Source organism: Robertmurraya dakarensis, from assembly GCF_900156875.1.
Classification (GTDB): Bacteria; Bacillota; Bacilli; order Bacillales; family Cytobacillaceae; genus Robertmurraya; species Robertmurraya dakarensis.
The window spans coordinates 2,949,102-2,972,217 of sequence record NZ_LT707409.1; the positions used below are offsets into that span (position 1 = coordinate 2,949,102).

Consider the following 23,116-nt stretch of genomic DNA (forward strand, 5'->3'; position numbering starts at 1 on the left):
TATATTATTCGTGTTCTTTTATCGATCTTCGTGTTCACCATCTTCAATTACGTCTGATAAACGATTTGAAAATTGCTCAGCCGCATTCACGCCCATTCTTTTCAGACGGAAATTCATTGCCGCAACTTCAATAATAACAGAAAGGTTTCGACCAGGTCGTACCGGAACAGTCAGTTTCGTTACTGAAGTATCAATAATTCTCATCGTCTCCTCATCAAGTCCAAGACGGTCGTATTGTTTCGTCTGATCCCAAAGCTCAAGATTAATAACGAGCGAGATTTTTTTATGACTGCGGACCGCTCCTGCACCAAACAGGGTCATGACATTAATAATCCCTAATCCGCGAATCTCAAGAAGATGTTCAATCAGCTCTGGAGATGTCCCAACAAGGGTATCATCATCCTCCTGACGTATTTCTACACAGTCATCTGCAATCAAACGGTGTCCTCTCTTAACCAGTTCCAGCGCCGTTTCACTTTTACCGACTCCACTTTTCCCAATAATCAACACCCCGACCCCATAGATATCAACAAGAACACCATGAACAGCCGTTGTTGGTGCCAGCTGGCTTTCAAGATAGTTGGTCAGGCGGCTTGAGAAACGAGTCGTTTTAAGCTTCGATCGCAGCACGGGTACCGCTTCTCGCTCTGATGCCTCAATCAGTTCTTCAGGCACTTCAAGATCTCTTGTAATGATAATAGCAGGAGTAATATCTGTACATAGTCGTTCCAGCCGATCGGTCCTCGCATCTTGGTTCAGCTGGTTAATAAAGGTTAATTCCGTCTTGCCAAGCAGTTGAATTCGTTCTGCAGGATAATAATCGAAAAAGCCTGCCATCTCTAGACCTGGCCGTGATATATCCGTCATCGTGATCAAGCGGTTGATCCCTTCTTCTCCGCTAATCAGCTCAAGTTTAAATTTCTCAATAATATCTTTCGTGCGAACTTTTGCCAAAACGTGCTCCTCCTACTTTCTCATTTTCTAGTTTTCTATATTAAAATGAACATCATATAACTTGTCAGAAGTTACATTGTATATTTTAGCATTTTTTTGACAAGAACCAAATTTTTGTTTTTTGGGATTTTTTATATTGGGATAGCAGGGAAAGCAAGAGGCTATGTGGATTTTGTGATCTATCCGCCGGTATATACCAATTTCAACCAAAAATTAACTCAAAAACAGGGCCTGACTCCTTAAAAAGTCAGGCCCTCACCAAGTTATTTTTCCTTTTTCGAATCAAAAAGCATATTTTGTATGATGATATTTCCGATCGACATGATTAAAGAAATCAGCACAGCCATCCAAAAGCCATCGATTTCAAATGAGCTGCCCACAATTTCATCTGTAATCATCAGCGTTATACCATTAATGACGAATAAGAATAACCCTAACGTCAGCACAGTCACAGGCAGTGTTAACAGGATAATGAACGGTTTTACCAAAATATTAATGACCGCCAGCACAAAGCTGGCCCCGAGTGCCGCCCAGAAGCCTTCAATATAAAAGGATTCTTTAAAAAAGCCTGATATCGCAATAAACAGGATTGCATTGATTATAATTCCAGTGAACCATCTCATAGTAAACATCCTTTTTCAGAAACTTAAGGGAGAGCGAATTATTTTATTTCACTCTTTTCATCGTAATTGACCCTGTTTTCGTTTCAGCCGCCACTTTTGCCACATGAAAGGTTTCATTTAATGGTTCAAAACGTAACAGTTTTTGCACCACTTCACTTTTTTCCTCCGTTGTTGTAATGCCTTCACGGTCGACCTGAAACGCACCTAAATTGGATTTAAATTCACCTCTTATTGCCAATGTCTCAGGCAAATAGAGCTTAATGCCGCCTGTTGTTGATTTCGCTTCGATGATTTCACAGCTGCTTTCGCCTGCAAGAGAAAACGTAATATTGCCATTAAAAGACTGCAGATCGACCCTTTTGAATTTCCCGTCTACTTTTATCGCACCATTGATCGTTTCTGCTTCGAAATCTTCAATCTGACTGTTTCGCAAATCGATTTGACCATTCGCCGTTTCAACTTCAACATACTTGCTGGACATGCCGGTCAAATTGATTTTTCCGTTTGCGGTTTTGGCGTTATACTTTGTCACAGCTAAGTTTTCACTTTCAATCGAGCCGTTAAACATCCGTACCTTAATATTTTCATATTGAGTTTGCGGGATATAAATCTTTGCATTTAATTTCATCCATTTTTGCTGTGAAAAGAATTTTAGCTTATCATTTTCAATCGCAAACACGACATCATTTAGAAAAATATTGCGCGCTTCTTCTGGAGTATCAACACGATAAACCTTCACATCGCACTCTACTCTAACATCATCTTGATCCCATGGAATCAGCTTTGCTGATCCATTCGCCATATCGATATCGATGCTGCTTATACTGGCTTCAGCATGCTGAAAAATATGAGAAATATCGACGGAATGGCCAAAATTCAAATCAAGATCAAGATCTTTTATTTTTTTTATCGTTGTATCGACAAATTCAAATAGTTTTTCCTTCGCTGATTGAAACTTATAACTTGAAGATCCATCTTCTTTTTTCGCCTCTTCAAATTTAGCTCCTTCTGATTTCACCATGGTCGAGAGCTCACCATAGAGCTGCTCTTCCTTCTTTTTCATCGATTCACTTGACTTCCCTAGTTCATCCAATAAAACCAATGCCTCATCTACAGTAAGCTTGCCTTCTTGCACCATGTTTAGTATTCGTTTTCTTTCTTGTTCCATGGAACTCGCCTCCATCATTTTCCACCACTATAAATATATGTTTCACTATTCTTTTTACGATAGGAAAGCAGGGAAAGTTTCAAAATCCTTTCCATACAGCAGAAACCCGCCATTTCCAGCGGGTTCCTCCTTATTTCGCAGCACTTGCTTCTTTTTCTTTAATAATTTCCTTCATTCTTTGACGATCTCGTTCCAAAATGGGTTTTAAATACTTCCCAGTATACGATTCTGGAACCTCGGCAACTTTTTCAGGAGTACCGAAAGCCACAATCGTACCGCCATTGTCTCCGCCTTCAGGACCAAGGTCGATCAAATGATCAGCAGCTTTAATGACATCTAGGTTATGTTCAATGACCAATACGGTATCACCGTTGTCTACGAGGCGCTGCAGGACCGTCAGCAATCTAGAAATATCATCAACATGCAGACCTGTAGTCGGTTCGTCCAAAATATAAAGCGAACGCCCATTGGTGCGGCGATGCAATTCAGATGCCAGTTTAACCCGCTGTGCTTCCCCGCCAGATAAAGTTGTCGCCGGCTGCCCGAGTTTTACATAACCAAGCCCGACATCAAAAATCGTTTGCAGCTTCCGCTTGATTTTCGGGATATTCTCGAAGAACTCGAGTGACGCTTCCACAGTCATTTCTAACACATCAGATATGCTTTTCCCCTTATACTTTACTTCCAACGTTTCACGGTTATAGCGTTTTCCATGACAAACTTCACATGGTACATACACATCCGGGAGAAAATGCATTTCAATCTTAATGATTCCGTCTCCTCGGCATGCTTCACAGCGTCCGCCTTTCACATTAAAACTAAAGCGCCCTTTTTTATAACCGCGCACCTTAGATTCATTCGTGGCAGCATACACATCACGAATATCATCAAATACACCAGTGTAAGTAGCCGGATTTGACCGCGGTGTTCTTCCAATCGGCGATTGGTCGATATCGATCACCTTCTCTAGATAATCGATCCCTATTATTTCCTTATGCTCACCAGGCTTGCTTTTTGCACGATGAAGTTTTTGCGACAATGTCTTAAGAAGCACTTCATTCACAAGCGTACTTTTCCCTGACCCAGATACACCGGTAACCGCAACAAAGCAGCCTAGCGGAATTTTCACATTCACATTCTTTAAGTTATTTTCTTTCGCTCCTTTAATTTCCAGGTAGCGTTCGTCTCCTTTTCGGCGTTCGAGCGGCAGTGGAATGAATTTTTTTCCGGACAAGTACTGTCCTGTTAATGAGTTTCGATCATTCATTACCTCTTGAGGAGTCCCCGCAGAAATAATTTCACCGCCGTGAATTCCGGCACCAGGGCCGATATCGATTAAATAATCAGCAGCCATCATCGTATCTTCATCATGCTCGACGACGATTAACGTATTTCCGATATCCCGCATATTTTTGAGCGTATCAATAAGTTTATCATTATCCCGCTGATGCAGACCGATTGACGGCTCGTCAAGGATATAGAGAACGCCCGTTAAGCGCGAACCAATTTGCGTGGCAAGCCGTATCCGCTGCGCCTCCCCGCCGGAAAGTGACCCTGCCGCACGATTTAATGTTAAATAATCAAGACCAACATTAATCAAAAACCCAAGCCGTTCTTCAATTTCCCGCAGAATCAGTCTCGCAATCTGCATATCTTTTTCAGACAGAGATAGACTTTCGAAAAACTGATAAGCTTCCCTTACTGACAATTCTGTAGTCTGCCCAATATGGCTTCCATTAATCAATACAGCAAGACTCTCTTTTCGTAGACGGTTTCCTTTACAAGTCGAACAAGCTTGCGGAGCCATGTATTTCTCCATTTGCTCACGAATCCAATCTGAGCTCGTTTCCCGATAACGGCGGCCAACATTGCTGATGACGCCTTCAAAGAGAATATCACTTTCCCTCACTTGACCGAAGTCATTTTCATAATGGAAAAAGATATGTTCTTCACCAGATCCGTAAAGGATTTTATCCAATTGATGCTTCGGAATATCCTTAACAGGCACATCCATATCAATGCCGTAATGAGTACATACCGCTTCGAGCAGCTGCGGGTAATATTGCGAGCTCGTCGGCTGCCATGGGGCAATTGCATGCTGCTTCAATGTCAATTCAGGATTCGGAATGACCAATTCTTCATCAACTTTAAGCTTTGAACCTAATCCATCACATTCCGGACAAGCTCCGAACGGATTGTTGAAAGAGAACATTCTTGGTTCCAATTCACCGATTGAAAAGCCGCAAAGCGGGCAGGCATGATGCTCGCTGAACAGCAATTCTTCCTCCCCAATGACGTCGATGATGACTTTTCCTTCACCAAGGCCTAAGGCAGTTTCAAGAGAATCAGCTAAACGCGCTGCGACCCCTTCCTTCACCACAATCCTGTCAACGACAACCTCGATGTTATGCTTTTTATTTTTTTCAAGCTCAATGTCTTCGCTTAAGTCGTGCATCTCCCCATCAATACGCACCCGCACAAACCCTTGCTTCTTGATATCTTCCAAAACCTTCACATGCATCCCTTTTCGCCCAGAAACCACGGGTGCCAGGACCTGAAGCTTTGTCCGTTCTGGATACTCCATTACACGATCGACCATTTGTTCAATCGTCTGTGAGGTAATTTCGATGCCATGATTTGGACATGTCGGCTTACCTACTCTGGCGAATAAAAGCCGTAAATAATCATAGATTTCCGTAACAGTACCGACGGTTGAACGCGGATTATTGCTCGTTGTTTTTTGATCAATTGATATCGCTGGTGATAATCCTTCGATTGAATCCACATCCGGCTTGTCCATTTGTCCTAAAAATTGCCGGGCGTATGCAGACAAAGACTCTACATATCGACGCTGCCCTTCCGCATAAATCGTATCGAATGCCAAAGAGGACTTTCCAGAACCGGAAAGCCCTGTCAAGACCACTAGCTTATCTCTCGGAATGGTGACATCAATGTCTTTAAGATTATGAGTCCGGGCTCCTTTTATCGTTATTTTTTCCATTGCCATTGTTTCGTCATCCTTCCGCTTTCAACTCTAAAATTAAATCACGAAGCTCTGCCGCTCTTTCGAAATCGAGCGCTTTTGCCGCTTCCTTCATTTCTTTTTCCATATCTGCTATGACTTTTTCTTTTTCTTTCTTATTCAGCTTGCCAAGCTTTTCAGCTGGAGAATACGTTTCCTGCTCCTCTGCTGCATGTGTCGCACGAATCGCTTCACGAATTTCTTTTTGTATCGTCATCGGCGTAATGCCATGCTTTTCATTATATTCTTCTTGGATCGCACGACGCCGTTTTGTTTCACTAATCGCCAGTTCCATTGAGTTGGTGATTCGATCTGCATACATGATGACGTGACCGTTTGCATTACGTGCTGCACGGCCCATCGTTTGAATCAGCGAACGTTCAGAACGGAGGAAGCCTTCTTTATCGGCATCGAGGATGGCCACCAATGACACTTCAGGAATATCAAGACCTTCTCTCAATAAGTTGATCCCCACAAGCACATCATATTTTCCAAGGCGGAGCTCGCGGATGATTTCAATCCGTTCCAGCGTTTTTACTTCAGAATGCAAATATTGAACCTTGATGCCGATTTCCTTTAAATAGTCGGTCAAGTCTTCGGACATTTTTTTCGTCAAAGTTGTAATCAGCACACGCTCATTCTTCTTGATTCTATCTTGAATTTCACCAATTAAATCATCAATTTGCCCTTCAATCGGCCGTACGTCGATCGTCGGATCAAGAAGCCCGGTTGGCCGGATAATCTGCTCAACCATTTCAGGTGTATGTTCAAGTTCGTATGGCCCTGGTGTCGCTGATACAAAGACAGCTTGATGGACATGTTTTTCGAATTCTTGGAATGTCAGCGGGCGGTTATCCAGCGCGGACGGAAGTCGGAAACCATGGTCAACGAGCACTTGTTTTCTCGCTTGGTCCCCATTATACATCCCTCGAATTTGCGGCAGAGTTACGTGCGACTCATCAATTACGATTAAAAAGTCCTTCGGAAAATAATCAAGCAAGGTATAAGGAGTCGACCCCGGCGACCTCAGAGTCAAATGGCGCGAATAGTTCTCAATTCCTGAACAAAAGCCCATTTCCCTCATCATTTCTAGGTCATAGCGTGTCCGCTGTTCAAGGCGCTGTGCTTCTAAAAGCTTGTCATTGTCACGCAGTTCTTTCAGGCGTTCCTCTAATTCTTTTTCGATATTCTCAATGGCCTTTTGCATCTTTTCATCTCGTGTAACGAAGTGGGACGCTGGGAAAATAGCGACATGGTCTCGTTCTCCTAGAATCTCACCTGTTAGTGCATCCACTTCCCGAATACGGTCGATTTCATCTCCGAAAAACTCGACACGCACACAATGTTCATCACGTGATGCTGGAAAAATTTCCACAACATCGCCGCGCACCCGGAATGTACCGCGCTGAAAATTCATATCGTTGCGGTCATATTGGATGTCCACAAGACGGCGGAGAAGCTGATTCCGTTCAATCTCCATTCCTGTTCTGAGTGAAAGTACAAGCTCCCGATACTCTTCCGGAGAACCTAAACCATAAATACAGGAGACACTGGCAATAATGATGACATCCTTTCGCTCAAATAGAGACGAAGTCGCAGAGTGACGGAGTTTATCAATTTCATCATTAATGCTGGCATCTTTTTCAATAAACGTATCGGTAGATGGGACATATGCCTCCGGCTGAAAATAATCGTAGTAGCTGACGAAATATTCCACAGCATTATTAGGGAAAAATTCTTTGAATTCACTATATAATTGTCCAGCGAGAGTTTTGTTATGTGCTATCACAAGGGTAGGTTTGTTGACTTCTTTAATGACGTTTGAAATCGTGAACGTCTTCCCTGTTCCAGTTGCTCCAAGTAATGTTTGATGTTTTTTTCCTTCATTAATGCCCGCTACAATCGTTTTGATTGCTCCCGGCTGATCCCCTTGGGGTGAATACTTCGAAACTAATTCAAACTGATCCTTCACAAACAAAGCCTCCCTGACAAGTTTTCTTTTCACTATTCTCGATATTTCCATTCTACCACAAACAGGTAAAAACTAACCAATAATATGCGAACTGGTATTCGATTTTTAACTAGATTTTAAATGACAAATGCGTTAAATAACTAAGTTGGTCATAGAATACTCAAGCTGAATGATGGTCCCTGTAAGGTGCCTTTATTTTCAAAAAAATAACAGCACATGGAAGGGATCATCATGGAGCGGATTCATCAACAATACTTATTAGATGATAAAAAGCCTGGGATTTTAATGCCCAAGCTTTTCTTTCATCTTTATTCGTTAATCCTGCTGCTTCGCTTTTCTTGTCATTTGATTGGAATACCAAAAGCCGACGGTTAATGATAATGCATCCACAACAATTAATCCAAAGGCATCCGTATACCCTTTATAAACCGATGCGGTAATGAGCGCTACCGTTAAGACAAGAGCAATGACCGTATTGTACGCCACTCTTGTAAACAGCACCACTAACAGCCCTGGCAAAATTAAGGCAGATAAGTATTTGATCAACATTCTGTTCCACCTGCTTATTACGGTTTCTTCTATTAATAAGGATAGCTTTTCCATTACAGTTAGACAAGAACTTTGGACATTCTAAGAAAAAGAATGTAAGGAGGCTTTTTATGGGCAGAAGAAAACGGCGTCCATTAGTACCGGAAGCGCGTGAAGCTTTAGACAGACTAAAAGCGGATGTAATGAAAAAACAAGGCTATAATGTCAGCAGTGAGAATTCAGAAGATGTGAAATTTGAAGTAGCCAAAGAAGCACATATACCATTGCAGCATGGCTATAACGGCAGACTTACCTCCCGGCAGGCAGGAAAAGTGGGCGGGCCTATTGGAGGAAATATGGTAAAAGAGCTTGTCAAAATGGCGCAAGAACGATTAAAGAACAATTAAAACGGTTATATAATCTCTACATGCACTGACTATATGAATTGTCAGTGCTTTTTTTCATCAGAATCTTTATGATTACCATACTAGTATAATTTAGGCAGCCTTTCTAATAAGATACAATTACTTCATTGCAACAATAATTTTTTGGAAAAAAAATATAAACAATCACTTCTTAAATAGCTCATTTTTTTAAAAAAAGCTATTATTCTGCTCTCTACACACCCTTCCTAGCATAGAATTCTTGAACATTCTGTGACATAAATCACGGTGTATTTTTGAACATTTTGTGACAAACCTCACAATTAGTTGTCGTTTCAACTCTATGATACTAAGATAATAACGAAAGAGATCAATTATGAATACTTTATGAAATTTTCTTAGCGATAAGTTTTATAAGAAAGGGGTATCACCATGAAATTAAAATGGGCTTTACTAGCAGTATTTTTCACCATTACCACAGTGTTAACAGGTTGTGAACCGCTTTTGGTTTTGGATCCAAAAGGTCCTCAAGCTGAAAGACAGGCCAACGATATTATGTTATCGATTGGGATCATGTCCTTCATTGTCATTGCTGTCTTAGCGATTCTGACATATATGTTGATCAAGTATCGCGCATCAAAACAAAGTGAAGATTATGAACCACCTCACATTGAAGGAAACCCAATTGTAGAAGCAATTTGCGTTGGAATTCCAGTTATCATCGTTATTTTCCTTTCTATTGTTTCAGTTAAAAGTAACTACATTGTTGAGGCAACCCCTCAAGGTTACGAAGATCAAGAACCGCTCGTTATTTATGCTTCCTCATCAAACTGGAAGTGGCATTTTAGTTACCCAGAAGAAGATATTGAAACCGTTAATTACCTATACATTCCGACAGACCGACCACTAGAATTTAAGCTTTATTCTTATGGCCCTATCACTAGTTTTTGGATTCCTCAGCTTGGCGGACAAAAATATGCGATGGCTGACATGGTTACGACCCTTCATTTAGCCGCTGAAGTACCTGGCGAATATATGGGACGAAATGCAAACTTCTCAGGTGAAGGTTTTGCGGAAAATGCCTTTAATGTAAAAGCAGTTCCTCCAGCAGAATTTGATGAGTGGGTAGAAGAAGTAAAAGAAACAGCTTCACCGCTTACAGAAGAAAAGTTTAATGAATTATTAGAGCCTGGACATCTTGGTCAATCAACTTACACAGGCACACATTTAGAATTCAGTCCTGCTCCTGAACATAACCACGGTTCAAGTGAACAGGATGAACATTCAACTGACGAGCATCATGAATCTGGTCATTCAGAACATGATGACGAACATAGCCAACACTGATATTAGAAGCGAAAGCGATCGTATGACGAACCGCTTTCGCTAGACTATAAATCTACTATTTCTGAAAGGAGTCACATAGAATGGAGTTCTTTGAACGATTTGCCGTTCCGCACCCAAGTCCTGCGATATACGCCTCCATGGTTGCGATTGGCCTTACCGTCATCGCGATTATTGCTGGCTTAACTTATTTTAAAAAATGGGGTTACCTCTGGCGTGAATGGTTGACTACCGTCGATCATAAGCGCATTGCGATTATGTATTTAATCTCAGCTCTTTTGATGCTATTCCGCGGAGGCGCAGATGCCATTTTGATGCGTGCTCAGCTCGCTGTTCCAGACAACAAAATGTTAGACGCACAGCATTATAATGAAATTTTCACAACTCACGGGGTTGTCATGATCATGTTTATGGCGATGCCATTCGTATTCGCCTTTATGAACTATTTGATTCCATTGCAAATTGGAGCACGTGATGTTGCATTCCCGCGTTTGAACGCGATCAGCTTCTGGCTATTCTTTGCCGGTGCGATGTTATTTAATATTTCATTCGTTGTCGGCGGTTCACCTGATGCAGGCTGGACATCATATTTCCCACTTGCCGGAAATGATTTCAGTACATCAGTCGGAACGAACTATTATATGATTGCTTTACAGATTTCTGGTCTTGGTACATTGATGACCGGGATTAACATGATTACAACAATTTTTAAAATGAGAGCACCTGGCATGACATTGATGAAAATGCCGATGTTTACATGGTCTTCTCTTATCGCGAACGTCATCATCGTTTTCGCTTTCCCTGTATTAACTGTTGCGTTAGCAATGGGAACGATGGATCGACTATTTGGAACAAACTTCTTTACAACATCAAACGGCGGTATGGATATGCTTTGGGCCAACTTGTTCTGGGTTTGGGGACATCCTGAAGTATACATCTTAATCCTGCCTGCATTCGGACTTTATAGTGAAATCATTGCTACATTCTCAGGACGTAACCTGTATGGATACAAATCAATGGTTGCATCAATGGTACTGATTTCATTGCTTTCATTCTTAGTTTGGACTCACCATTTCTTTACGATGGGTCAAGGTGCTTTAACTAACAGTATTTTCTCTATTACCACAATGGCAATAGCCGTCCCTACCGGGGTTAAAATATTCAACTGGCTGTTCACTTTATGGAAAGGGAAGATCCGTTTTACCGTTCCAATGCTTTATTCTTTAGGTTTCATTCCGCTATTCACTGTTGGGGGAGTTACCGGGGTTATGCTGGCAATGTCAGCAGCTGACTATCAATATCATAATACGATGTTCTTAGTTGCCCATTTCCACAACACGATCATTCCAGGTGTCGTATTCGCGATGCTTGCCGGCTTTACGTACTACTGGCCAAAAATGTTCGGATTTATGCTGAATGAAAAGATCGGTAAATGGACGTTCTGGATGCTGACAGTTGGATTCGTTCTAGCATTCTTCCCAATGTATATCTCTGGTTTAGACGGTCAGGCTCGCCGTATGTACACTTACTCTGAAGCTGCTGGCTTTAGTATGTTAAATATGCTTTCATTCGTAGGTGCAGCAGTGATGGCATTTGGTTTTGTTCTCATTGTCTACAACATCTACTACAGCGTTCGTTATTCACCAAGAAACATCGGGGCAAACCCATGGAATGCACGTTCACTTGAATGGGCGACACATACACCTGTCCCTGAATATAACTTTGCGATTACACCTAATGTTGCTTCATCAGAGGCACTTAGAGATGTTAAAAATGGTCATGACTTATTCCCAGGCAAATATGAAAAAATTCATATGCCAAATAACAGCGGTCTGCCATTCATTATGGGTGTTATCTTCTTTGTATGGGGATTCTCGTTTGTATTTGCAATGTGGATCCCACTGATTATCGCGACCATCGGAATCTTTGCTTGCATGGGATATCGTTCTGCTGAAAAAGATCATGGACGTTATATCTCTGTAAAAGAAATTGAAGACACAGAAACAAAATTGCGAGGTGCTTAAAAAATGAAAATCGATAACTCGCTGCCACTTGAATATAGTACAGATCAAAATCAATTAAATATTCTAGGATTTTGGATTTTCCTTGGAGCGGAAATCATGCTGTTTGGTACGCTTTTCGCTTCTTATTTTACACTCGTGGACCGGACAGGAGCCGGTCCTGCGGGGGCAGAAATATTTGAAATTACGCCAGTATTAATTGAAACACTTCTGCTTTTAACAAGTAGTTTTACAATCGGCTTGGCCGTACATGCGATGCGTCTTGCTAACAAAAAAGCGACGATGGCCTTTATAGGTATTACCTTATTGCTTGGCCTAGCCTTCCTTGGTGTTGAGATTTATGAATTTGTTCACTATGTTCATATAGGAGCCGGTCTGCAAACAAGTGCCTTCACGGCCATTCTTTTAACAACATTAGGAACACATGGAGCTCACGTTACATTTGGTTTATTCTGGGGTACATTCATCCTCTTGCAAATCAAAAAGCGCGGACTCACTCCTGAAACAGGGAATAAATCATTTATCTTCTCACTTTACTGGCATTTCCTAGATGTTGTCTGGATCTTTATCTTCAGCTTCGTCTATTTGAAAGGAATGATGTAGAATGAGTGAATTATTTCCACGCAAACAAGTAATGGGCTTTGTTTTTTCACTAGTCCTTACAGCCATTGCTCTATCCGTTTATTTTCTCGACATGTCCTTTACAACAGGGATGATCATTCTGCTTGTGACAGCATTTATCCAAGCAGGATTGCAGCTGGTAGTCTTTATGCATGCTGGTGAAAGTAAGGATAAAGGTGTGATTTACACAAACGTCTACTACGCCTTAATCATTGCCTTAGTTACGATCTTTGGAACACTCTTAATCTTACTTTGGGATATGTAAAAATAGCTAACTTTCTAGTAAGAGGTACAAATCAACCTAAGATTTGTACCTCTTATTTTTTTGTATAAAAGAGCATTGTAGAAAGTATTTTAAAAATTACTTACTGAATAGCTTGTTATCCCTGAGAATTATATACATGTTAAAAGTTGGTATGAGTTTAGTAAATTCCTAACTTTGTTGGTGAACAATTATGGAAATCCGCTGATTTTCAAACAAAGTTTGGAATCATGCGCGTTCAAGGGAATAAAAAAGGTATCTATACCCGTTCACGGGAACCAAAGATGGTTGTTCGCTACTTGAGTAACCGTTGTAATAACATTCCGAACTTTGGTTATAAAAATTAATCCCTTAAAATAAATAAAATCATGCTTCAAAATAGGCTGCATATCCTATTCTTGAAGCATGATTTTTGTTATGATGTATTATTCTTTCACGATAAGGAAGTCTTTTTTCACATTTAACGAAACGACCTCGATTCCTTTATCAGAGTTCTCGAGCATTTCATCTGTCGCTACAAAGAATACCCCCATTAAAAAGATAAACGTCGCACCAATGACCGCTCCAATCCCAATAGAAGTCATGGTTATGGAATCGCTTACAAAAAATCCTAATAAAAAAGTTATAATGCCCATTGTAAGGATTGTGCCGCCAATGTATTTTACTGCATTTAAAATCGTCTCTCTTGTTTTCATGTGACTTCCCCTCCCTTTTACAAATATTATCAGCTCTGTTCACAGAATTGTCAATATTTTATTAAAATTAATCTTGCATCCTTGACTTTTACTTTCATTTACTTAAAAGTTAATTCCATGTAAAAACCCGATAGCCGCTTTTTGGCAATGGGGTTTCGTCTATCTATTAAAAGGATCATTATGCGCTTACTTCACTATCCTTTTGCATTGCCTTTTCTTTAATTTCAGCGATAGCTGTTGAATTTCTGTCATTCTCTTATCATCTAATTCATAAAACTTCATTGTTATAAGTGAAATCACTAATCCTAATAATGGTACTCCAAAAATCATAAGTGGGAGATCAAAGATCCGATTGATTCCACTAACCTTCAGTGGGGATGAAGGCAAACTAAGTGCGCGATGTCACGAACGCAACGTCTGCACTAGCCAGTTTAACTTTATGGCGATTTGTTTTTGTCCTAAAAGTCGAATAATAATTGGAAAGACCATCCAAATTTCTTTTAAACTGCATGAAAAAAGCCGATATTCTCAGGAGAAAACCGACTTTTTATAATCCCTATCAAAATAGTTCGCATATGGGCTGTCTGGCTGGTAGAGATCCTCCCACAATTGAATTGGTTCAATAATATGCTGTTGTACAACAGCTTCGATCTCTCCTGTTTGTTGCTGCTCAATGATATCAATAATCTTTTTATGTTGAAAGATAGCGTCTTCAAAGTTGTGTTCCATTTCAGAAAGAAGTCTAATGCGATTATAATGTGTGCTCAATCGTGTGATAGCAGACCATGCATTTTCTTTATTGTTTCCTCGATAAATGATGCAATGAAAATCTTTATCTAATCGATGAAATTCTTGTTCCATGCCTTTTTGTCCAATTAACACCTCCTGGTGGGCCACATTCTTTTTCAGATCAAAAAGTGTGTCTTTGGGAAATGATTCACAAGATAGCTTTAAGATTTCCCTTTCAAGCGTAACACGCACAAATGCAGCTTCTTCTATTAAAAGAGGGTTAATCTTTGATACATAAGTACCAACCTGTGGTATAACTTCAACTAAGTGTTCTTCTCTTAATTTCGCCATCACCTCTCTGATTGGTGTCCGAGAGATCTGCAGCAGCTCCGCAAGCTCAATTTCGCTTATGGACTGCCCTGGCTCTAATTGTAGTGACATAATCGCTTCTTTGATGACTCTGTAAGAATAATTGCGGTTATTCTCACCAGGCAGCTTCGCCGACACTGTGAACATTTTGTACACTCCCTAATATCTATAACTGTAATTTAAAATATTATAGCACCGTTCTGTTTCCTTGGATATGTCCGTTTTTTAATAAAGAAGATAGCTAAAGGGTTGAGTCATCATCTTCTTTAAAGAATTTTTTATTGTTGTACTTTTCTCTTTTCAGCCAAATCTGCAGCAAGCATTACGGAAGCCATTGATCCAAATGGTATATTAACCGTACTATACATGCCCCCATACAATGTAAGTTACGAAAGCCCATGCAGATAAAACTGTCGACATACCAGGTATTTAAACAAACATTAATACCCCTGTAATAACGAGCGGGAAAGACATTCTAAAAGTCCATGGTCTAAATTTTATATTCAGTGTAGAATAAGTGCTTGCATTCCTTCTTTCAAAAAGCATACTAGCATACCAGAATGCATGTATTATCTTTGCCAAGTAATTTTTGCAACCGGAAACAATTTGTTCGTTTTTTAACTTAAGCATTTTCCATAACCTCGTCATTTTGCCAATAAAAGCAAAAATGGCACATGTTATGCCATTCGATTTTCTATTATTCACCTGTTTCACCAAAACGCTTAATCCTATCTCCAATTTCATCACGGACACGCTGGAAGAATGCCCATTTTTCTTCATCTGTACCCTCTGCCTTCGCCGGGTCATCGAAGCCCCAATGCACCCGTTTTACCTTTGGCGGTGTTACCGGACATTTGTCTGCTGCGTCCCCGCATAGCGTCACCACAAGATCCGCGTTATTTAGAATGTCGGGATCAATGATATCGGATGTTTGCGTGGAAATATCAATTCTCGCTTCCTTCATTGCTTTCACTGCATTAGGGTTCAGTCCGTGCGCTTCAATCCCAGCACTGTGAACTTCCCATTCGTCACCTAGGTACTTTTTTGCCCAGCCTTCTGCCATTTGGCTTCTGCAAGAGTTGCCTGTACATAAGAAATAAATTGTTTTTTTCGCCATTTAAAGATTCTCCTTTTAGAAAAGTAATAATGTTATATAAAGCCCAACGAGTGTGAAGAATAATATCGGAATTGTTAAGACAATCCCCGTTTTAAAATAAGTCCCCCAAGAGATTTTGACTCCTTTTTGCGATAATACATGGAGCCATACTAAGGTAGCCAAAGAACCAATCGGCGTAATTTTCGGACCTAAATCTGAACCGATAACATTAGCGTAAATCAATGCCTCACGGATCATCCCTGATGTATTTGTTTCAGCAATCGCCAATGCGTCAATCATGACGGTCGGCATATTATTCATAATCGATGACAGAAACGCTGCAATAAAGCCCATGGCAACTGTCGCCACAAACAATCCTTGATCGGCAGCAGCTTGAATGACGCCTGCTAATGAGTTGGTAAGCCATGCATTTCCAAGACCATAGACCACGACATACATCCCAATTGAGAAAAAGACGATGCTCCACGGCGCCCCTTTAATGACAGCTTGCGTATTAACCGCTTCACTTCTTCTTGCCATCATAATAAAGAAGATCGCCACAATTCCGGCAATAATTGATACGGGTAGACCAATGAATTCGCTGGTAAAATAACCAATCAACAAGATCGCAAGCACATACCAGGAAAGATGGAACATTTTAAGATCCTTGATTGCTTCTTTTGGTACTCTTAATTTTGATAAATCATAGTTTTTCGGGATGCTTTTACGAAAATAAAGCAATAACACAAGAATTGTTGCTGTTAGTGAAAAAAGGTTTGGAATGATCATTCTTGAAGCATACTCCACAAACCCAATTCCAAAGAAATCAGCTGATACAATGTTCACTAAGTTACTTACAATAAAAGGAAGAGAAGTCGTATCAGCAATAAATCCGCTTGCCATGATAAATGGAAAAATCATTTTTTCGCTAAAGTTCAAGTTTCGGACCATTGCCAGTACAATCGGTGTCAAAATTAATGCTGCCCCGTCATTTGCAAAGAGGGCAGCAATGACGGCGCCAAGAATACTGACGTAGACAAACATCTTGATTCCATTGCTTTTCGCAAATCTGGCCATATGAAGGGCCGCCCATTCGAACAGACCGATTTCATCTAGTATTAAAGAAATGAGAATAATCGCCACAAACGTTAATGTCGCGTTCCATGTGATATCGACCACCTCGAGAACATCTTGAAAGTCGACCACTCCTAGAAGTAAGGCGATTAACGCTCCGCCACATGCGGTCCAGCCAATCGACAGGCCTTTAGGCTGCCAAATGACAAGGACAAGTGTTAGTAAAAATAGTAATGATGCGATGATAGCTGTTGTCAAACCTGTTTCCCCCTATTAATCACACGAAATCCGCAATCCTTGTTTTTCTAGGTCATGAAGTTTGTGATCCTGGCTTGGCAAATGCTCAAGCAAGGCCTTCACAACTGAATAATACTCACTGCCTTTATGAAGCGAGTAAATAATCCATTGCCCTCTTCTTGCCTCTTTTACCACTCCCAAGTCTTTTAATTTTCGTAAATGCTGACTGACAGCCGGCTGGCTAATCTTGAATATTTCCACAAACTCACACACGCAGCAGTCATGGGAATCCAGGATTTTCACCATCGTTAATCTTGTTTTGTCACCAAGAAGTTTTAAGATCATGGCCATTTTTTCAATTTCAATCATGTTTTCTTGCACGGAGTTCACCTCTATTTTTTAACTAGATAATTATATGTTTATATATCAATGATGAACTATCTTTATCATTTGCTGTGAGGGCCTGCCGTATACGGATAGAGCAGGCAGCCTCCATATAACCAATTACTTATATAATACTTTGGTTATATGTTGGATTCAACTGTTTTTTTGTAAAGAAAAAACTGGTACCCGTTTTTCTAGGCAACCAGTTTCTTCATCATGCTAATATTCAGCTAAAATTTTTACGATATCTTCTGGATTTAAGACTTTCCCGGCCGATACTACCTTTTCATCGATCACAAGAGCGGGTGTGGACTTTACTCCATACTCTTGAATGGTGCTTTTATTTGTAATTTTAATGATTTCCACATCTTTTCTGAGTTCCTTTAAAGCCGTTGCGGTGTTTTCCCCCAAAGTAACACAATTCTGGCAGCCTGACCCTAGAATTTTTATAATCACGCGATCACTCCTATATGTGATGATAAAAAAATATATGCTAGCAGGCCGTGGAACATAACAAGGAAATGGAAATTTACTTGAAGTAGGCGTTTATTCGCGGTTGGGGGGCGTTTATTCGCGGAAACAGCTGGGATATTCGCGCTCATCATGATTTATTCGCGAAAACCCAGAAGATATTCGCGTTTATTTTAAAATATTCGCGAAACCTCAAGTATAGGACGGATATTTTTAACAATATTTCTTAAGCGTTACACCATCATTAAGTTTTTTAAAATAATATAAAGATCCGAAATTAGGTTTAAAAATTGTAACCCTATTAACACCTACTCTAGCAGTAGTTTGATGACTTTTTATAAAGTCAAACGTAAATAGTAGTTTTCATTTGTATAGAGAAGCTAACAGTTACGTTAAACCGTTGTAATATCGGATAAAAACGACAATTTTTTTAAAAGGGCTTGTATATACTGACTCTAGCTTTAAGGAATTAAAGCCAGAAAATTTTAGGAGGATATAACATGATCTTAAAAAAATTTCGTAAGTTGTCTATCCCTGTTTTTGCTTTAATGGTGGCTACAGCATGTGGAAATGGAGAAGTGATAGAGGAAGAAATGGTTCCAGAAGATGCTCCGGCTAATGTGGATATGGATACCGAAGAACAGCCTGCTGGATCAGAAATGGAAATGGAAGAAGAGCCAGCTGAAGAAGAGCTGGAATCAGAGGACTCTTCGGAAAGCGGACTTGGAGAAGAAGGAGCTGAAGACCCTGCAGGCGAGGGCACAGAAACTGAAGAACTAGATGAAGCCGAGATTGAAATGGAAGAAAGCGATGATATGAATATCGAAGAAAGCAAATAAAACTTTACCCAGCCTCTTACCGCACAATTACTGCGATAAGAGGCTTTTTCTTAATCTGGAAGTTTAACGCCTTGGGACAACCATCGCTTTTATGTGAAACATCCTGTGAAACAAGATTATTCGGGTCGTCACAGTGACCATTTTTAAAGTAAAATACAATCAGGTGATATTTATGAATAGGTTGTCTGTTAAGCTTGGGGTTTTGTTTTTCTTTATTATTTTTGGGTTGATGGTTTTTATGTTTTTCTTTTTGCATCAGGGGATTGCGGATTCTAGGGCAGAGTGGTTTCCGGATCAATCATGGCTGGCAGCAATCGTCAGCATTTTACTTAATATCGTTATAGCCATTTCCGGCGTTTTGCCAAGTGCCTTTATTACAGCTGGGACAGTTGGCGTTCTTGGTTTTCAAACTGGTTTAGTTGTTTTGATTATTGGGGAAGCAGCGGGCGCCATGGTGAGCTTCCTTCTTTATCGAAAAGGGGTTCATAAGCTTTTTCCTAAGGTAAAAATGATCAAACATCCGCTATTAGTTAGGCTTCAGAATACCGAAGGCGGAGAAGCATTTTTGATGGTGATACTATTAAGATTACTGCCATTCGTTCCTTCTGGGCTCGTGACCCTCACGGCTGCCATCAGTAAAATGGGGTTCCTTCCTTTCAGCATTGCCAGTACCCTGGGTAAAATTCCAGCATTGTTTATTGAAGCTTATTCAATTTACCATGTTTTAAATTTAAAATGGCAGTGGCAGCTCGGTCTGCTTACTGTTGTCATCTTGTTTTATCTTCTGTATGTTTTGTGGAAACGTCAAAGATGAATCTTCACAATTTCCTCATAAGTTCTCGATAAATTCTGCATTCCTTCGAGCTATGATAAAAGCAAGAAAGGAGATGTAGAAAATGAAAAGAAAATTATTTGCAGGAATTTTTAGTGCAGCCTTTATTTTAGGCGCTGGGACATTAACGTTTGCTGCATCAAATGATGGAATCTTTGACTTCGAAGAGATGAAGCCATATATGGAGGAAATGCACCCTGATCTGACGGAAGAGGAGCAAAAAGAAATGTTTGAAGCCTGCCATGGTGAAGGCGGCATGATGGAAAATTTCAAAGGTGAAAATACCAGCAATATGATGAACAGATTCTAAGCAAGTGCTGCTAGAATAATGAAATTAGGAGGCGCCCCATTGTGGTTACGGTGCACCTCCTTTCTAAACTGCTTAATGTGTATCAATATTCCCCTGTATCATTCCACCGTTTCTTGGCTGTTCTTCCTTTTCTGCTTCATTTAAGTTATTTACAAACAGGTTAATGAGGATAAATAAGATAATGAGCAGCAGTACCCACCACTTTGACATGATTTTTTTCATTAGAACACCTCTTCCTTAGTGTTCAGTTTTGTCATAAAAAACCATTTAAGTCAACTATTTATCCCCAGTAGGTGATGGTATCTAGTATCCCTAGAATCATAATGATGATTCCTGCACCTCTTTGCACCATGATACCGATCTTTCTCCCAGTCTTTTTCATAAACTTTCCACTTAAGTCCAAATACCAGATGAGAAAAACGGCTAATAACAATGGTAATGATGTTCCAACCGCAAAAATGCTGGGAAGGATACTGCCGTAGGATACTGACATGGCCATTGGCATCAAGGTGACGAAAAATAACACAAACATCGTCGGACAAAACCCCAGCGTAAAGCTGACACCCATCAAGAACGCACCCATTTTCCCCTTTCGTGTCAGCCTTTCAGGGATGCTTCCAAATGAAAAATACTTTTTGAATTTAATAATACCAAGCATGAACAGGCCGATAAGGATTAATATGGGCCCTACCGCTTTCCTAAACCAAGGGAAATAGCCTATTAACACCTCTTTTACCTCGCTGCCTAAGATCCAGAATATCCAGCCAAATACGGAAAAGACAACGATTTTCCCCAATGTAAAAAAGAGTACCTCAGCCCATGCGACTTTTTGCTGAACAGATTTATTTCCATAAACCATCACAGCACCTAAATTGGCTGTGAATTGGCAGGGCGCAAGAGCACCTACAATCCCCAGCAAAAAGGCGAACAAGATTGGAATTCCTTCCATGCTTCTTGCTAGATTATAAAAGGGCTGAGTGAAAAGATTGCTGATGCCGCTAAAAACTTCATACATGACTCAAGACTCCTCACACTTTCATGGATAGATTAGAGAGATACAATCCAATATCATTCTATTATAAAGGGAAAATATGAAGTTTTTATAAAGAATCTCTAATCTATTTCATGATGCTGATTCCATTTGGAACCTTACCAACCTCGATTGTTTCAATCGCTTTTTGCTCCTCCGTATCGATGACCGTTACTGTATGATCGAACATATTGGTAACATACAGAAATTTGCTGTCCGAACTTGTTACAGCACCATGTGCTCCTTTTCCTGTTGGTATCGTTGCGGCAGCCTTTTTTGCAGCTAAATCAATAACCGTTACGGATGCGGATGGGGCATCAGCAGTGCCTTGATTAGCCACATAAGCGAACTGATCATTGCCATCAATATATACTTGAGCAGGGCCATGGCCAACTTCGACCTTTTCGATCTGATCTTTCTCTAAATCTACAATTGCCAAGCTATTTTCTGCGTTTAAGGTTACCACTAATGTTTTTCCATCAGAAGTAATCCCTGTCGTAACCGGCGCTGCACCAACGGTAATTTTCTTCTCTTCCTTCATGGTTACAAGGTCGATCACACTCACACTATCTTCATTCATATTGGCAATATAAGCTTTCTCGCTGTCTGAAGAAATTCGAAACCCATGCGGTCCCTTTCCAGTTGCAATCTCAGCAGTGACGTTCATACTTTCCATATCAATAACGGAAACATTGTCATCTTCATTATTGGTGACAAGTGCATATTTGCCATCCTCAGTGAAAACAAAATGCGCAGGGTGATTTCCGATTGGTACAGATTCTATCAATTCATCTGTTTCGATATTAAAAAACATTGCTTGTCCCGGTGTGCCATCACCATGTCCGTGTCCATCACTCTCAGGAGCTGCTTCTCCATGTGGATCTTCCCCATGATCACCATGTGAATCATTTCCATGCGTTTCTGTTTCATGACCCGCTTCACCTGTATTCATTGGGATGACCGTTGCTCCTAGCATTTTTCCATCAGGAGATACTTGGACATTATGAACTACACCGTCCACTTGAATTGTTTCAACCACTTCATTGGTCGAAGCACTTATTTTGGTAATACTCCCACCTTCATCCGCTGTAAAGTAAAATTTTTCATCCTCCTCATCCGAAGTTAGTTCCTTTACCTCTTCCGTTTGTGTTGGTTCCTGGACTTTTTCTGCAGATGCTGAACTTTGATCAGATCCCGAACTGCACCCTGAAAGAACAACTCCTGATATTAAAAATGCCATAATTGTTAATTTTGTTTTATTCATATCCTGCTTCCTCCTTCATTAAATCTATTGATATCATAATGACTCTGAATAGATTCAATATGTGACGTACTTCACTTTAGAAAAAAAGATAGGAAGCCATCTTAAAATTTTGTGAAAATCCACAGAAACTGCAAACTTTGCTTTTAAAATAAGCTCATTTATTTCGCGGGAATCCCTCCTATACAAAAAAATAGCCTGTTCCATAACGGAACAAGCTGCCTCAAAAATATTATTCAATTGGTGACAATTCACTTTCCGTCACCCATTTATGGTTGGTCACCTTGTCTCCTCCGGTAGTCGGGGTGAAATCAATCATATAAACAGTGGTTTCCTCTGCGAAGTCAATCTCAGCTGCAGCACCGTCCATTCCCTTCATATGATCGGCATTCAAGGTGACTTGCGCCCCAGGTTCTAGAGGCTGCTCCCCAGCCTCCGGAATCTCCTCATGAATGACCCATTTATGATTTTCTACCTTTTCCCCGCCATCAGTAGGAGTATAAGAAACGGCATACGCTATCGTATCATAAGCACCGGCAATTGTTGCTTCTGCACCTTCCATGCCTGCCATATGACCTGTTTTGATGATAGTTTTACTCCCCACTTCATAAGTTGGACTTTCTGCAGCTTTTAAATCACTTGGAACTTCCCCTGATCCAGAATGCTCCATGTCTGAATGATTCATTTCACTATTTTCATTTTCGTTTGGAGTTTCTTCTTTCGTTTGCTCATTCTGTGGTGAGGCATTTTCCTCGGTTTCGCCTCCACACGCTGACAAGGCCAACATGGAGACGATCAAAATAGTGCTCATGATTCTTTTCATACTCTTCACCTCTGTTAACTTTATTCTCAAAAACAATTTCGCTTAAACACGCTGTTCAACCTTTAAGA

General features: G+C 40.4%; 24 protein-coding genes. 8 read left to right on the forward strand and 16 right to left on the reverse strand.

All coding sequences use genetic code 11. From position 1 onward, the window contains the following. Nucleotides 1–18: 18 nt before the first annotated feature. The 6 genes from hprK to CZ487_RS23250 form a co-directional block, all read right to left on the reverse strand. The gene (hprK, locus tag CZ487_RS23225; RefSeq protein WP_077214754.1) at nucleotides 19–954 is read right to left on the reverse strand and encodes an HPr(Ser) kinase/phosphatase; all 936 of its coding nucleotides are present in this window, start codon (nucleotides 952–954) and stop codon (nucleotides 19–21) included. A gap of 263 nt (nucleotides 955–1,217) precedes the next feature. After that, nucleotides 1,218–1,577: a phage holin family protein gene (locus CZ487_RS23230; RefSeq protein WP_077214755.1), complete on the reverse strand. Its 360-nt coding sequence runs from the start codon at nucleotides 1,575–1,577 to the stop codon at nucleotides 1,218–1,220. Between the two features lie 43 nt (nucleotides 1,578–1,620). Then, the gene (locus CZ487_RS23235; protein WP_077215439.1) at nucleotides 1,621–2,745 is read right to left on the reverse strand and encodes a DUF4097 family beta strand repeat-containing protein; all 1,125 of its coding nucleotides are present in this window, start codon (nucleotides 2,743–2,745) and stop codon (nucleotides 1,621–1,623) included. A gap of 130 nt (nucleotides 2,746–2,875) precedes the next feature. Further along, the gene (gene uvrA, locus CZ487_RS23240) at nucleotides 2,876–5,752 is read right to left on the reverse strand and encodes an excinuclease ABC subunit UvrA (protein WP_077214756.1); all 2,877 of its coding nucleotides are present in this window, start codon (nucleotides 5,750–5,752) and stop codon (nucleotides 2,876–2,878) included. A 7-nt stretch (nucleotides 5,753–5,759) separates the two neighbouring features. Further along, on the reverse strand, nucleotides 5,760–7,739 hold the full coding sequence (uvrB, locus tag CZ487_RS23245; RefSeq protein WP_077214757.1) for an excinuclease ABC subunit UvrB: 1,980 nt from the start codon (nucleotides 7,737–7,739) through the stop codon (nucleotides 5,760–5,762). A 315-nt stretch (nucleotides 7,740–8,054) separates the two neighbouring features. Next, nucleotides 8,055–8,288, reverse strand: coding sequence for a CsbA family protein (locus CZ487_RS23250; RefSeq protein WP_077214758.1), 234 nt, complete (start codon nucleotides 8,286–8,288; stop codon nucleotides 8,055–8,057). A gap of 110 nt (nucleotides 8,289–8,398) precedes the next feature. Between CZ487_RS23250 and CZ487_RS23255 the strand changes: the two genes are divergently transcribed. The 5 genes from CZ487_RS23255 to qoxD all read left to right on the forward strand — a co-directional run bounded on the left by CZ487_RS23255 (nucleotide 8,399) and on the right by qoxD (nucleotide 12,901). Beyond that, nucleotides 8,399–8,674: an alpha/beta-type small acid-soluble spore protein gene (locus tag CZ487_RS23255; RefSeq protein WP_077214759.1), complete on the forward strand. Its 276-nt coding sequence runs from the start codon at nucleotides 8,399–8,401 to the stop codon at nucleotides 8,672–8,674. A gap of 408 nt (nucleotides 8,675–9,082) precedes the next feature. Further along, nucleotides 9,083–9,997 (forward strand): cytochrome aa3 quinol oxidase subunit II, encoded by a 915-nt coding sequence (qoxA, locus tag CZ487_RS23260; RefSeq protein ID WP_077214760.1) that lies wholly within the window; start codon nucleotides 9,083–9,085, stop codon nucleotides 9,995–9,997. A gap of 80 nt (nucleotides 9,998–10,077) precedes the next feature. Further along, nucleotides 10,078–12,018: a cytochrome aa3 quinol oxidase subunit I gene (qoxB, locus tag CZ487_RS23265; RefSeq protein WP_077214761.1), complete on the forward strand. Its 1,941-nt coding sequence runs from the start codon at nucleotides 10,078–10,080 to the stop codon at nucleotides 12,016–12,018. A gap of 3 nt (nucleotides 12,019–12,021) precedes the next feature. Then, the gene (qoxC, locus tag CZ487_RS23270) at nucleotides 12,022–12,618 is read left to right on the forward strand and encodes a cytochrome aa3 quinol oxidase subunit III (protein ID WP_077214762.1); all 597 of its coding nucleotides are present in this window, start codon (nucleotides 12,022–12,024) and stop codon (nucleotides 12,616–12,618) included. A 1-nt stretch (nucleotide 12,619) separates the two neighbouring features. Then, on the forward strand, nucleotides 12,620–12,901 hold the full coding sequence (gene qoxD, locus CZ487_RS23275; RefSeq protein ID WP_077214763.1) for a cytochrome aa3 quinol oxidase subunit IV: 282 nt from the start codon (nucleotides 12,620–12,622) through the stop codon (nucleotides 12,899–12,901). A 422-nt stretch (nucleotides 12,902–13,323) separates the two neighbouring features. Here the strand turns inward: qoxD and CZ487_RS23285 are convergent, their stop codons facing one another. The 6 genes from CZ487_RS23285 to CZ487_RS23315 all read right to left on the reverse strand — a co-directional run bounded on the left by CZ487_RS23285 (nucleotide 13,324) and on the right by CZ487_RS23315 (nucleotide 17,938). Next, entirely contained in the window at nucleotides 13,324–13,593 is a 270-nt protein-coding gene (locus CZ487_RS23285; RefSeq protein ID WP_077214764.1) for a hypothetical protein, read from the reverse strand. A gap of 528 nt (nucleotides 13,594–14,121) precedes the next feature. Further along, nucleotides 14,122–14,838, reverse strand: a complete 717-nt coding sequence (locus CZ487_RS23290) for a GntR family transcriptional regulator (RefSeq protein ID WP_077214765.1) — start codon at nucleotides 14,836–14,838, stop codon at nucleotides 14,122–14,124. A gap of 550 nt (nucleotides 14,839–15,388) precedes the next feature. Next, on the reverse strand, nucleotides 15,389–15,808 hold the full coding sequence (gene arsC / locus CZ487_RS23300) for an arsenate reductase (thioredoxin) (RefSeq protein WP_077214766.1): 420 nt from the start codon (nucleotides 15,806–15,808) through the stop codon (nucleotides 15,389–15,391). Nucleotides 15,809–15,823: 15 nt separating this feature from the next. Beyond that, the gene (locus CZ487_RS23305; protein WP_077214767.1) at nucleotides 15,824–17,119 is read right to left on the reverse strand and encodes an arsenic transporter; all 1,296 of its coding nucleotides are present in this window, start codon (nucleotides 17,117–17,119) and stop codon (nucleotides 15,824–15,826) included. A gap of 15 nt (nucleotides 17,120–17,134) precedes the next feature. Further along, a complete protein-coding gene (locus CZ487_RS23310) occupies nucleotides 17,135–17,467 on the reverse strand; it encodes an ArsR/SmtB family transcription factor (RefSeq protein WP_419865761.1) in 333 nt (110 codons plus the stop codon). Nucleotides 17,468–17,701: 234 nt separating this feature from the next. Then, nucleotides 17,702–17,938 (reverse strand): thioredoxin family protein, encoded by a 237-nt coding sequence (locus CZ487_RS23315; RefSeq protein ID WP_077214769.1) that lies wholly within the window; start codon nucleotides 17,936–17,938, stop codon nucleotides 17,702–17,704. A gap of 515 nt (nucleotides 17,939–18,453) precedes the next feature. On the opposite strand from CZ487_RS23315, the gene CZ487_RS23320 reads away from it, so the two are divergent. The 3 genes from CZ487_RS23320 (at nucleotide 18,454) to CZ487_RS23330 (ending at nucleotide 19,934) form a co-directional block, all read left to right on the forward strand. After that, the gene (locus tag CZ487_RS23320; RefSeq protein WP_077214770.1) at nucleotides 18,454–18,792 is read left to right on the forward strand and encodes a hypothetical protein; all 339 of its coding nucleotides are present in this window, start codon (nucleotides 18,454–18,456) and stop codon (nucleotides 18,790–18,792) included. 172 nt (nucleotides 18,793–18,964) lie between these two features. Beyond that, complete coding sequence (locus tag CZ487_RS23325) at nucleotides 18,965–19,606, forward strand: TVP38/TMEM64 family protein (RefSeq protein WP_237562928.1); 642 nt, start codon at nucleotides 18,965–18,967, stop codon at nucleotides 19,604–19,606. A gap of 82 nt (nucleotides 19,607–19,688) precedes the next feature. Next, the gene (locus CZ487_RS23330) at nucleotides 19,689–19,934 is read left to right on the forward strand and encodes a hypothetical protein (RefSeq protein WP_077214771.1); all 246 of its coding nucleotides are present in this window, start codon (nucleotides 19,689–19,691) and stop codon (nucleotides 19,932–19,934) included. A gap of 72 nt (nucleotides 19,935–20,006) precedes the next feature. Here the strand turns inward: CZ487_RS23330 and CZ487_RS26795 are convergent, their stop codons facing one another. The 4 genes from CZ487_RS26795 to CZ487_RS23350 form a co-directional block, all read right to left on the reverse strand. After that, the gene (locus CZ487_RS26795; protein WP_154676057.1) at nucleotides 20,007–20,156 is read right to left on the reverse strand and encodes a hypothetical protein; all 150 of its coding nucleotides are present in this window, start codon (nucleotides 20,154–20,156) and stop codon (nucleotides 20,007–20,009) included. 58 nt (nucleotides 20,157–20,214) lie between these two features. Further along, entirely contained in the window at nucleotides 20,215–20,949 is a 735-nt protein-coding gene (locus CZ487_RS23335; protein ID WP_077214772.1) for an urease accessory protein UreH domain-containing protein, read from the reverse strand. 103 nt (nucleotides 20,950–21,052) lie between these two features. After that, nucleotides 21,053–22,228, reverse strand: a complete 1,176-nt coding sequence (locus CZ487_RS23340) for a YncE family protein (RefSeq protein WP_077214773.1) — start codon at nucleotides 22,226–22,228, stop codon at nucleotides 21,053–21,055. Nucleotides 22,229–22,457: 229 nt separating this feature from the next. Further along, on the reverse strand, nucleotides 22,458–23,048 hold the full coding sequence (locus tag CZ487_RS23350; RefSeq protein ID WP_077214775.1) for a YdhK family protein: 591 nt from the start codon (nucleotides 23,046–23,048) through the stop codon (nucleotides 22,458–22,460). Nucleotides 23,049–23,116: the final 68 nt, after the last annotated feature.